Source organism: Caballeronia sp. LjRoot29 (assembly GCF_964252755.1).
Taxonomy (GTDB): Bacteria; Pseudomonadota; Gammaproteobacteria; order Burkholderiales; family Burkholderiaceae; genus Caballeronia.
The window spans coordinates 405,683-417,602 of sequence record NZ_CAXUPU020000001.1; the positions used below are offsets into that span (position 1 = coordinate 405,683).

The window sequence follows — 11,920 nt, forward strand, 5'->3', positions numbered from 1 at the left end:
GGGAAAAGCATAAACGTGATGGAGCGGATCAAATATGAAAAAACCTTAATCGACATGCTTTACGAATGGCCGACGACGGCGGTTGAAGGATGTTCGTGCAGCGTTCAGGCACGAAGGGACAAACGTCGAGCTCGGCGTTCTCCGCGCGGGATAGAAACACGCTGGTTGCTAGAATGTCCGTCCCCTCTCCCCGCCTGAGCCAAGAACCGCCCCGATGGATCTCGAACGCATTCTCTTCACGCAGGGCTTCGGCTCGCGCCGCCAATGCCGGGCGCTCGTCGCTGACGGCCGCGTGTCCATCGCGGGCTCGCCGTGTACGAATGCCGCCACCGATATCGCATCCGACGCGCTCCCGTCGTTCGAGTTTCAAGTCGATGGCGCTCAATGGCTGTATCGGGAAAAGGCATATCTGGCGCTGAACAAACCACCGGGCTACGAGTGTTCACGTGATCCGCAGCATCATCTGAGCGTTTTTCACCTGATACCGCCGCAATTAACGGAGCGTGGCGTGCAATGCGTGGGACGTCTTGATCAGGACACGACCGGCCTTCTGCTCCTCTCCGATGACGGCGCGTTCGTGCATGCGTTCACATCGCCGAAACGCAAGGTGCCGAAGGTATATCTCGCGACCACGCGCCATCCGTTAGACGATGCTCAACTCTCGGCGCTTCGCAACGGCGTGTTGCTGCATGGCGAATCACAGCCAATCGCAGCCGTTGGCGCAGAAAAGCGCGACGAGCGGGAACTCGAGCTCTCGGTGCTCGAAGGCAAATACCATCAGGTGAAGCGGATGGTTGCAGCGGCGGGGAACCGCGTGGAGCAATTGCATCGGGAGCGTATTGGCGGTTTTGCGCTACCCAATGATCTGACCGAGGGCCAATGGCGCTGGCTGGACGATGCAGACCTCGCGATGCTACGGCAAAGCTGACGCGCGTCGTGCGTCATGTTCGCAAGACCACGCGCTGCATCCATCCGATAGTGGCAAGCGTAAAGGTGGTATCCCTCTGTTTTAAATACCTATGCCCCAACAACAAAAACGCCGCATCGTGACATTCGGTCTTGCCAGTCTTGGCGCTGCGGCGCTCGCCGCGTGCAGTCCCGTGAAGCTTTTGAACGCCACGATTCCGTCGAGTGGCTACAAGAAAACATCAGCCATTGCGTACGGCAGCGATCCGCGTCAGGTGCTCGATGTCTACGTGCCCACCGCCGCGGCAAGTACTCAACCGCGTCCGGTCGTCGTGTTTTTCTACGGCGGAAGCTGGCAAACCGGCGATCGGGCCAATTACCTGTTTGTCGCGCAAGCCTTGACGTCGCGAGGCTACGTGGCGGTGCTGCCGGATTACCGCACGTATCCGGAAACAGCGTTTCCTGGTTTCGTTAACGATGCCGCGTCCGCCACGCGCTGGACACGCGACCACGCACACGAATTCGGCGGCGATCCGTCGCGGCTTTTTGTAATGGGCCATTCCGCAGGCGCTCATCTGGCTGCGCTGATCGCGACTGATCCGCGATACCTCGCTTCGCAATCGATGTCAAAAGCCGACTTGCGTGGGATGATCGGCCTGGCTGGACCTTACGATTTCCTGCCGCTCACCGATCGCACGCTATTCGATGTCTTCCCGGCAAACACGCGCGCCGAGAGCCAGCCGATCAATTACGTCACAGGCCACGAGCCGCCGATGTTCCTCGCCGCCGGCACCGCCGACACCGTCGTCGATCCCGGCAACACCGACCGTCTGGCGGCCGTGTTGCGCAAACATGGCGACTCGGTGGAAGTGAAGCATTACGACGGTTTCGGCCATGTGCGAATTGTCTCGGCGCTGGCGTTGCCGCTGCGGGGAAGCTCGACGGTGCTGGCGGATTTATCGTCGTTCATTGACTCGCAATAAGCGCCCGATGAGCGCCCCGATAAACGCCATGAATCGCACCGCGCCAATTCAATAGGTGTTAACACAATACGTTGGCGCTGCACTGCAGCATGCCTTTCTTACGACGGAAATCTATACTGCTTTCACGACTATTAAAAGAAGCAGGAGGGCCACCATGGCCGCTCACATGACCATTGCAATGATTGCGTTCGTGGCAGTCAGCGTGTTGTTTATCGTCGGATTGGGGGTGACCATGCATCTGCGCCATCGCTATCAGCCCAATCTGATTGGTGCGCTTATCGGGGCCTTGCTGTGCTTTATCCTGCTGGAGACGCTACCGGTTCTGATGTGACGGCGGAGTGAACGTCCTGCTTGCTCAGGAACTCGCGCAGGAAGTCGTCGATGCTCGGATAACGCAGCGCGTAACGCATCTCGTCTCGCAGCCGGGCGTTCTGCAAACGTCGCGATTCGCGCATGAACGAGAGCATCATGGGCTCGAGTTGCGCCTCTGCCTGCTCGCGTGAAACGCGAGGCGCGCGTGGCAATCCGAACGCATCGGCAACCAGGTCGAAATAATCGCCCATGCGCAAGTCGCTATCGTCCGATGCATGCACCACGCGCTGCGGCAGCGCCCGCCGGATCGCGAGCACGAGAATGGCGGCGAGATCGTCGGCGTGGATATGGTTCGTGTAGACATCGTCGGCAGGCGCCAGGGCCGGCGTTCCCTTCTGCAGCCGTGCCAACGGCAGGCGGTTGCCGGCGTAGATCCCGGGAATCCGCACAATCGATGCACTCATCACACCGCGCCGGGTCGCACCGCGCAATTGCGTTTCCGCCGATACCCTCCGTTTCGCGCGCGCGTTGTCCGGCCTGACCGGGCGAGTCTCGTCGATCCACGCCCCGCCGCAATCGCCGTAAACGCCGGACGTGCTCGCATAAATCAGGCGGATCGGCGCCCGGCGAGCGACGGCGCCCCAAACCCGGTCGGGTACAATAGACGCACTTTTTATGGGCCTGGCGTGCGCGTTGATACCCATTCTGGCCGCCGCTGGCATGCTGCTTTTGAAGGTCGCGCGAAACCATCCGCGCCACCCTCGCTGACGAGCCACGGCGCTGGTCGCTTCGCGCGCAACGGACCGTCGCGGCGCACTCAGCGCGGCAATCAGCGCGCGGGTCCTGCTGTCGTCGTCGCCGGTTTTCTGGGGTGGCGCGAGATGCAGCACCGTGGATGCAAGACCGGCCAGCCGTCGCAGGCTGCGGCGCTCGTCCAGGTTGCCGATCAACGGCGTTGTGCCGGCTGCGCGCAGCTCGGCGGCGCGCGCCGGTTGACTTGAAAGTGCGATCACGCGAGGTGCGTCAGCACGGTGTGCGAGAAGCGGCACGCAACGCAGGCCGACATCGCCGCAACCGGCAATCAGCACACGCGCGCGGCGTAGTTTTCGAGTGGCGATCATGCTGTCGATTGTAGCCGCGACAGCTTTTGCATTTGTTTCATTCAACTCATCCAGGATCTATGGCTTTCAACGTTACGCTCCGGCAAAGCGGCCGGCAGTTCCAGGTAGAACCCGACGAAGCGGTGCTGCTCGCCGCCCTGCGGCAGGGCATCGGTCTTCCCTACGGCTGCAAGAACGGAGCCTGTGGTTCATGCAAGGGCACGATCGTCTCCGGCGAAGTCGAGCAAGCGCCGCATTCGTCGTCGGCGTTGTCCAACGACGAAAAAACCCGCGGCATGGCGCTGCTGTGCTGCGCGACGGCCAAGGGCGACCTGACGGTCGACGTGCGCGAAGTGGCGGGCGTAGGCGACATACAAGTCAAGAAGCTGCCTTGCCGCGTGAATGCGCTTGAGCGCAAGGCCGCCGACGTCATTGAACTGAAGCTGCAATTGCCGGCCAACGAACGGCTGCAATACCTGGCCGGCCAGTACATCGAATTCATCCTGAAGGACGGCAAGCGCCGCAGTTATTCGATGGCAAGTCCGCCGCACCACGAGGGCCCGATCGAACTGCACGTTCGCCACATGCCCGGCGGCACCTTCACGGACCACGTGTTCGGCCCCATGAAAGAGCGTGACATCCTGCGCTTCGAAGGCCCGCTTGGCACGTTCTTCCTGCGTGAAGATTCAGAGAAACCTATTGTGTTGCTGGCTTCCGGCACGGGCTTCGCACCGATCAAGGCGATCATCGAACACGCGGTGTTCAAGAATTTGAACCGGCCGATGACACTCTATTGGGGCGGCCGCCGTAAGCAAGACCTGTACATGATGGACATGGCGGAGCAATGGGCGAAGGACGTGCCGAACTTCTCGTTCGTGCCGGTGCTGTCGGAACCCGATGCAACCGACGCCTGGACCGGCCGCACCGGCTTTGTTCATCGTGCTGTCATTGAAGATCTGCCAGACTTGAGCGCATATCAGGTGTACGCCTGCGGCGCGCCGGTGATGGTGGAATCCGCGCAGCGTGATTTCACGAGCCACCACCGTTTGCCGGAGGACGAGTTCTACGCCGATTCGTTCACCAGCGCGGCGGATCTCGCTAATCCGGTATGAATGCGCCGGTTTAAACGTACTTCCGCAAGTTGAGAGCGTGGCGGCTCGACAAAAAAATCGGGCCGCCATGGTTTACACGCAGGAACTTCGTATCGTATTCTTCGCGAATGCTCAAAATTTACGCCACTCTTCGACGTCGCTCGCCGCTCCCTTAGGGATGCCGCTGGCTCGTCACGGATTGGCGCTTGAGTTTTCGAACCAGCGCACACTTCGCCACTATGAAGCCACGGAATTCCGTGGCTTTTTGCATTGTGGGTTCGGTTTTTTATCTCGCCGCTTTTTTTACTTGCTGTTTTCGTGGAGCCCGCCGTCATGAATTTCCAAGAGTATCCCGTCGAATCGCTGATGTTCATCACGAACCGTCCTGAGATCGTGTTCACGCACGGCAAGGGTTCCTGGCTCTACGACAACAACGAGAAGCGATACCTCGACTTCATCCAGGGCTGGGCGGTGAATAGTCTGGGTCATTGCAACGACGGCATGATCGAAGCCATGGACAAACAGGCGCGCACGCTCATCAATCCGTCGCCGGCGTTCTACAACGCGCCGATGGCCCAGCTCGCCGGTTTGCTCACCGCGAATAGCTGCTTCGACAAGGTGTTCTTCGCCAACAGCGGCGCCGAAGCCAATGAAGGCGCGATCAAGCTCGCGCGCAAGTGGGGCAAGAAATTCAAGGGCGGTGCGTACGAGATCATCACGTTCGATCACAGCTTCCACGGCCGGACGCTGGCGACCATGTCGGCGAGCGGCAAGCCGGGCTGGGACACCATCTATGCACCGCAAGTGCCGGGCTTCCCGAAGGCTGACCTGAACGACATCGCGTCGGTGGAAAAACTCATCACCGATAAAACCGTCGGCGTGATGCTCGAACCTATCCAGGGCGAAGGCGGCGTGATCCCGGCCACACGCGAGTTCATGCAGGCATTGCGCGCGCTGACGAAGAAACACAACCTGCTGATGATCGTCGATGAAGTGCAAAGCGGCTGCGGCCGCGCCGGCACTTTGTTCGCGTATGAATTGTCGGACGTGGAACCGGACATCATGACCCTCGGCAAGGGCATTGGCGGCGGCGTGCCGCTGGCCGCGTTGCTCTCGACCAAGGAAGTGGCGTGCTTCGAACCCGGTGACCAGGGCGGCACGTACAACGGCAATCCGCTGATGACAGCAGCAGGCTTCTCGGTGATTTCGCAACTGACCGCGCCGGGCTTCCTCGAAGGCGTGCGCGAGCGTGGCGAATACCTGAAGGCGCAGTTGTTGCAGCTATCGGAAGAGCGCGGTTTCAACGGTGAACGTGGCGAAGGTTTGTTGCGCGCGTTGCTGCTCAATAACGACAACGGTCCGAAGATTGTCGAAATGGCACGTGACATGGGACCGGATGGTTTGCTGCTGAACGCCGCGCGCCCGAACCTCTTGCGCTTCATGCCTGCGCTGAACGTGACGAAGGACGAGATCGACCAGATGATGTCGATGCTCCGTTCCGTGCTGGACGCGCTGTGATTATCCGGGTCTTCGATGAGCGCGACACGCAGGACGTGCTCGCGCTCTGGGCACAAGCGTTTCCGGAATACGCCGCGCCTGGCAAACCACAGCGTGATCCGCGTTTATCGATTCGAAACAAGCTCGCCATGCAGCCGGAGTTTTTCTTCGTCGGCATGCTGGAGGAGCGTCTGATCGGAACGGTGATGGTGGGTTACGACGGGCACCGCGGATGGATGTATTCGCTCGCAGTTGCCGAGGATCAACGCGGTAACGGTTATGCCCGCGCGCTGGTCGAGCACGCGGAACGCGCGCTTGCTGCTATCGGGTGTCCGAAGCTGAATCTGCAGATCATGGCGAACAAGCCTGAAACGAAGGCGTTTTACGCGAAGCTCGGTTATCAGATGGATGAAGTGGTGAGCTTCGGCAAGCGGCTTTGATCACGCATTAAACTGAAAAAGCCGCATGCCCTTCTTCAAAGGCATGCGGCTTCTTCATTCATCAATCTACGATCCTACTCACCCAAGTAAGCAGCCCGCACCTTTGGATCGTCCAGCATGGTCTTCGCGTCACCCGACATGGTGACCAGACCCGAATCCATCACATACCCGCGATTCGCCGCCTGCAACGCCAGCCGCGCGTTCTGCTCAACCAGCAGCACCGTCAGTCCTTCGCCCGAAATCTCGCGCACCACTTCGAAGATCTTCTCGACCATTATTGGCGAGAGACCCATCGACGGTTCGTCGAGCAGCAACAACTTCGGCCGCGACAACAGCGCACGCGCCATGGCCAGCATCTGCTGCTCACCGCCCGACAACGTGCCCGCATACTGCGACGCCCGCTCTTTCAGCCGCGGAAAGAAGCCGAACATGCGGTCGGTGTCCTTGTCGATCTCGTCCTTGTCGTTGCGCAAGTACGCGCCCATCTGCATGTTTTCAAGAATCGACATGCGCGCAAAAATACCGCGTCCTTCCGGCACCATCGCGAGGCCGCGCTTGAGCAATTCATGCGACGGCACACCCTTGATCGACTCGCCCATATATTCAATGTCACCCGCCGAATACGCCTTCAGGCCCGTGATGGCTTTCATCGTGGTCGTCTTGCCTGCGCCGTTCGCGCCGATCAGCGTCACGAGTTCGCCCTTGCCCACTTCCAGGTCCACGCCCTTGACGGCGTGAATGCCGCCATAGCTGACCTGCAGTCCCTTGATCTTCAGCATTGCTGCGCCGTTGGCGCCATTCGTCGTAGCCATCAGTGAACCCCTGCCCCGAGATAAGCCTCGATCACCTTCGGATCCTTCTGCACGTCCTGCGGCAGACCCTCGGCGATCACCTTGCCGTAATCGAGCACCGTCATCCGGTTGCACAATCCCATCACCAGTTTCACATCGTGTTCGATCAAGAGGATCGTGCGGCCGTCGCTGCGAATCTTGTCGAGCAGGCGCGTGAGCTCGACCTTCTCCGTCGCGTTCATCCCGGCTGCGGGTTCATCGAGTGCGAGCAGCTTCGGATCGGTGGCCAGCGCACGCGCAATTTCCAGACGGCGCTGGTGTCCGTACGACAAGTTGCGCGACGTGTAGTCCGCGTATTGCAGCACGCCCACGTACTCCAGCAACTCCAGCGCACGCTCCTTGATTTCCTTCTCTTCACGACGCTCGGACGGCGTCTGCAACACCGCGCCGATCAGCCCGTGCTTCGTGCGCACGTGGCGCCCGACCATCACGTTCTCCAGCGCCGTCATGCCGCCGAAGAGACGAATGTTCTGGAACGTACGCGCAATGCCCGCCTTCGCCACCTGATGCACGGCGGTCGGCGTGTACGGCGTACCGTCGAGCACGAACGTACCCGAATCCGGTGTGTACAGACCCGTGATCACGTTGAAGAACGTGGTCTTGCCTGCGCCGTTCGGGCCGATCAGGCCGTAGATTTCGCCTTCCCTGATTTCCAGGCCAACTTCGGCCAATGCCTGCAAGCCGCCGAAGCGCTTGTTCACGCCCTTCACGGACAGTCGAATGGGTTTATCGCTCATTGTTTTTTCTCCGCTCTATCGGGGCTCAGGCGCGAACCGGCTTCTTGCCAGCGCGCTTCGCAATCTTCGCGATCTTGTCTTCATGTTTCGGAGACGGCCACAGGCCCTCCGAGCGATACAGCATGATCAGCACCATCGCGAGACCGTAGAGCAACTGGCGGATGACTTCGGTGTCCACGATCTGGTGACCGAAGATGAAGTTCTGCAGCGGACCCATGGTCGAGCGCAGGAATTCGGGGAACACGGCCAGCAGCACCGCGCCCAGGATCACGCCCGGAATGTGGCCCATGCCGCCGAGCACCACGCAGGCCAGCACCACGATGGATTCCCAGAACGTGAACGATTCCGGCGAGACGAATCCCTGGAACGTACCGAACATCGCGCCCGACAAACCGCCGAACGACGCACCCATCGCGAAGGCCAGCAGTTTCACGTTACGGGTGTTGATGCCCATCGCCTTGGCGGCGATTTCGTCTTCGCGGATCGCGGCCCACGCGCGGCCAATACGCGAATGCTGCAAGCGTACGCACACGAAGATCACGAACAGCGAGCACAGCACGAACAGGTAGTAATAGTTGTAGACCGAGGGGAAGTTGAACCCGAACAACGAATGGGACTTCGATAAATCGAAGCCGAACAGCGACACCGGATCCACCCCGGTAATCCCCTTCGGGCCATTCGTGATGTTGACCGGACGATCCAGGTTGTTCATGAAGATCCGGACGATTTCCCCGAAGCCCAAGGTCACGATAGCGAGGTAATCGCCGCGCAGACGCAACGTTGGTGCACCGAGCAACACGCCGAAGGTGGCCGCCAGCGCCATCGCGCACGGCACGATGATCCAGAACGGCGTGTGCAGGCCATTGGGAAACAGATGCGCGATCCACTCGAACTGCGTGGTCAGTTGCGGCGACGACAGCAACGCAGCCACGTAAGCGCCCACCGCATAAAACGCGATGTAGCCCAAGTCCAGCAGCCCGGCAAAACCCACCACCACGTTAAGGCCGAGTGCCAGCATCACGTACAGCATCGCGAAGTCGAGCACGCGGACCCAGTAGTTGCCGCCGGCCGCGCCGATCAGCATGGGCGCGAGGATCACGAGCGCGGTCACCAGCACCGTGACGGCGTAGTTCTTCGCGGTCTTTTTTTCAGGGATGAGCGTGGTCGACGGCTCGATCGGTTGAATTGAAGTCATGCTTGGTCTCCCTGTTTTAAGCGCGATCTGCGACACGTTCGCCGAGCAAGCCGGACGGACGGAACACCAGCACGATGATCAGCACGATGAACGCGAACACGTCCTGGTAGTTACTGCCGAACACGCCCCCGGTCAAATTGCCGATATACCCGGCACCGAGCTGTTCGATCAGGCCGAGCAGCACGCCGCCGACCATTGCGCCGCCCAGGTTGCCGATCCCTCCCAGCACCGCCGCCGTGAACGCCTTCAACCCGGGGATGAAGCCCATGTAGAAGTGCGCATTGCCGTATTCGGAGGCGATCATCACACCGGCGAGCGCCGCGAGCGCGGAGCCGATCATGAAGGTCGCCGAGATCACGAAATTAGGGTTGACCCCCATCAGGCTGGCGACGCCCGGGTTCTCGGCAATGGCGCGCATCGCGCGGCCGAGTTTCGTCTTGTGCACGAGCAGCAGCAGGCCGCCCATCACGATGAACGCCACCACGATGATCACGATTTCCGTCATCGAAATCACAGCGCCCGGACGATCGGCTGTGGCGGTGATCACGTTGATCGGATCGGTTGGCAGCAGCTGCGGGAAGGCCAGCGGATTGCGGCCCCAGATCATCATGGCGATGGTCTGGAGAAGAATCGATACGCCGATCGCTGTAATCAAGGGAGCCAGACGCGGCGCGCGGCGCAAAGGCCGGTAAGCCACGCGTTCGATGGTGTAGCCGACCAGCGCACAGACGACTGCGGCGACCAGCAGCGCGATGACCAATACCAGCGATAACGGCAATCCTGGAAAGTGGTTCTGCATGACGCCGATGGCGGACAGCGCGACCATGGCGCCGACCATCAGCACGTCCCCGTGTGCAAAGTTGATGATGCCGAGAATCCCGTACACCATCGTGTAACCCAACGCGATGATGGCGTAGACGCTGCCAAGCACCAGCCCGTTGATAATCTGCTGGATGAAGATATCCATTGAAGGCTCCTTAGCCCGTGCGACTAGATTTACGCTTTATCGCTGGCCGATAAACCGAAGGGAAGAAAAAAACGCAACCGCACCGCGCGTATTTGAAAAAAAACTCTAAAACGTCCGAAAGTAACTACGTATCGAGGGGTTGCTCAACCAAATGTGCATTCGCCGCACGGCGCTGCAGCACAGGTTTACGGCGTAACGACGTCAATGACGTTCTTCTTGTTATCCTTGAAATCGATTAGCGTGATTGCACCACCGCCTTTCAGATCGCCCTTGTCATCGAATGCAATGTGTCCTGTCAGGCCGTTGAAATCCGTCGATGCAATCGCTGTAAGCACCTTTGGCGCTTCAATCGAATTCGCGCGCTTCATGGCATCGACAATCACGTACACCGCGTCATAGGTGAACTGCGCATAGCCCTGAAGCGGCAAATGAAAACGAGCTTCGTAGCGCCCGGCGAAATCCCCGCCCTTGTCCAGTTTCGACACGTCAGTACCGAGTTCCGAGCACACCACGTTCGGCGCTGCGTCGGCCGCGAGCGTGGCGATGTCGGTGGAACACATGCCGTCGCCGCCCAGAATCTTTGCCTTGATGCCCATTGCCGCGGCCTGCTTGGCAAACGGTCCGCCGGTCACGTCCATGCCGCCGAACATCACCGCGTCGGGCTGGCTGCGCTTGATCTTGTTCAGGATCGCCTTGAAATCGCGCGCTTTGTCGGTCGTAACTTCGTGCCCCGTGATGTGGCCGCCGCCAGCGACCACGGCTTTCGCAAACTCGTTCGCGAGACCCCGGCCGTAGAGCGTGGCGTCATCGACGACCACGATTTTCCGCGCGTGCAACGTCTTCAGCGCGTAGGTCGCCAGCACCGGCCCTTGGCGCGCGTCCGTCGGCACCACGCGGAACGTCGTTTTGAATCCTTGCTGCGTGAACGTGGGGTTGGTCGTCGCGCCGGAGATCTGCGCCACGTTCGCGTCGCTATAGATCTTCGATGCTGGAATTGACACGCCCGAGTTCAAATGACCGACGACCGCCACCACGTGATCGGCCACCAGTTGCTGCGCCGCCGCGATCCCTTTCTTGGGATCGGCTGCGTCGTCCTGCGTGTCCAGTTCGAGATGGATCGCGTGTCCGTCAATAGTCAGGCCCTGCGCGCCTATTTCTTCGATAGCGAGCCGTGCGCCGTTTTCGTCGTCCTGCCCGAGATGAGCCAGCGGTCCGCTAACGGGCGCAACGTGGCCGATCTTGACCACCGTGGCGTTGCTGGCCGGTGCGGGCGCGGACGCCGCAGCCACTGACGCCGCCGACGCTTGCGAACCCGATACGGCCGGCGCACTTGCCCCAGCGCTCGACGACGCTGCCGCCGAGGCTTCCGACACCGCCGACGCCCCCGCGGCCGGCTCGTTATCACTCTTTTTGCCGCATGCCGTTGTCATCGCAACCGCAGCCGCGATGGTCACGGCAAAGCCAAACTTCATTCGCATTCAGTGGGTCTCCGGCGCCTTGAAAAGCTGGTGTTTCCAGCCCTTCCGGCTTGGAACGCGCGCATTGTAACTCGGTTTTTGAGACGTGCAATATTGTTCAGCGACAGGGGTTTTCCTCCATTGCAACCCGCTCCGCAGCCTCCGGCGGACATCTCGGAGCAACCCGGTTGCGCCCCGCGTCGGTGCGCAAGTTGCACCATCGGTTGGCATCGTGGGTAAACACCGATGCTTTGCATGGCCTAGGCGACGCCGCAAATTTCCGGAAACGCACTTTCATGGTGCGAGTGCAAAATCAGCCGGTCAATCCGGTGGTTCTCGTAGCGAGCTTCGGCGGGGCACGTGTGGGCGGGATTTTTTTGCGGC

General features: G+C 60.4%; 12 protein-coding genes. 6 read left to right on the top strand and 6 right to left on the bottom strand.

The features are described from left to right. Positions 1-214: 214 nt before the first annotated feature. The 3 genes from ACSQ83_RS01780 to ACSQ83_RS01790 all read left to right on the top strand — a co-directional run bounded on the left by ACSQ83_RS01780 (position 215) and on the right by ACSQ83_RS01790 (position 2,220). The gene (locus ACSQ83_RS01780; protein ID WP_436227037.1) at positions 215-928 is read left to right on the top strand and encodes a pseudouridine synthase; all 714 of its coding nucleotides are present in this window, start codon (positions 215-217) and stop codon (positions 926-928) included. Between the two features lie 91 nt (positions 929-1,019). Then, positions 1,020-1,889, top strand: coding sequence for an alpha/beta hydrolase (locus tag ACSQ83_RS01785; RefSeq protein ID WP_414951003.1), 870 nt, complete (start codon positions 1,020-1,022; stop codon positions 1,887-1,889). A gap of 154 nt (positions 1,890-2,043) precedes the next feature. Further along, positions 2,044-2,220 carry a hypothetical protein gene (locus tag ACSQ83_RS01790; protein WP_414951002.1) on the top strand — a complete coding sequence of 59 codons (177 nt, stop codon included), beginning with the start codon at positions 2,044-2,046 and terminating at the stop codon, positions 2,218-2,220. On the opposite strand, the gene ACSQ83_RS01795 is transcribed toward ACSQ83_RS01790, so the two are convergent. Then, positions 2,186-3,322, bottom strand: a complete 1,137-nt coding sequence (locus tag ACSQ83_RS01795; RefSeq protein ID WP_436227038.1) for an NAD-dependent epimerase/dehydratase family protein — start codon at positions 3,320-3,322, stop codon at positions 2,186-2,188. The genes ACSQ83_RS01790 and ACSQ83_RS01795 overlap by 35 nt on opposite strands. A gap of 59 nt (positions 3,323-3,381) precedes the next feature. Between ACSQ83_RS01795 and ACSQ83_RS01800 the strand changes: the two genes are divergently transcribed. From ACSQ83_RS01800 to ACSQ83_RS01810, 3 genes are all read left to right on the top strand, one after another. Then, positions 3,382-4,413: a CDP-6-deoxy-delta-3,4-glucoseen reductase gene (locus ACSQ83_RS01800; RefSeq protein ID WP_414950999.1), complete on the top strand. Its 1,032-nt coding sequence runs from the start codon at positions 3,382-3,384 to the stop codon at positions 4,411-4,413. 312 nt (positions 4,414-4,725) lie between these two features. Continuing rightward, complete coding sequence (locus ACSQ83_RS01805) at positions 4,726-5,910, top strand: acetylornithine transaminase (RefSeq protein ID WP_414950998.1); 1,185 nt, start codon at positions 4,726-4,728, stop codon at positions 5,908-5,910. Then, the gene (locus tag ACSQ83_RS01810) at positions 5,907-6,329 is read left to right on the top strand and encodes a GNAT family acetyltransferase (RefSeq protein ID WP_414950997.1); all 423 of its coding nucleotides are present in this window, start codon (positions 5,907-5,909) and stop codon (positions 6,327-6,329) included. Before ACSQ83_RS01805 ends, ACSQ83_RS01810 begins: the two co-directional genes overlap by 4 nt. Before the next feature lie 74 nt (positions 6,330-6,403). On the opposite strand, the gene ACSQ83_RS01815 is transcribed toward ACSQ83_RS01810, so the two are convergent. The 5 genes from ACSQ83_RS01815 to ACSQ83_RS01835 form a co-directional block, all read right to left on the bottom strand. Further along, positions 6,404-7,108, bottom strand: coding sequence for an ABC transporter ATP-binding protein (locus ACSQ83_RS01815; RefSeq protein ID WP_097265852.1), 705 nt, complete (start codon positions 7,106-7,108; stop codon positions 6,404-6,406). Between the two features lie 32 nt (positions 7,109-7,140). Beyond that, a complete protein-coding gene (locus ACSQ83_RS01820; RefSeq protein WP_414950996.1) occupies positions 7,141-7,917 on the bottom strand; it encodes an ABC transporter ATP-binding protein in 777 nt (258 codons plus the stop codon). 25 nt (positions 7,918-7,942) lie between these two features. Further along, positions 7,943-9,112 (bottom strand): ABC transporter permease subunit, encoded by a 1,170-nt coding sequence (locus ACSQ83_RS01825; protein ID WP_414950994.1) that lies wholly within the window; start codon positions 9,110-9,112, stop codon positions 7,943-7,945. Positions 9,113-9,128: 16 nt separating this feature from the next. Further along, positions 9,129-10,079 (bottom strand): branched-chain amino acid ABC transporter permease, encoded by a 951-nt coding sequence (locus ACSQ83_RS01830; protein WP_414950993.1) that lies wholly within the window; start codon positions 10,077-10,079, stop codon positions 9,129-9,131. A gap of 185 nt (positions 10,080-10,264) precedes the next feature. Beyond that, positions 10,265-11,557: a branched-chain amino acid ABC transporter substrate-binding protein gene (locus tag ACSQ83_RS01835; RefSeq protein WP_436227039.1), complete on the bottom strand. Its 1,293-nt coding sequence runs from the start codon at positions 11,555-11,557 to the stop codon at positions 10,265-10,267. Between the last annotated feature and the right edge of the window lie 363 nt (positions 11,558-11,920).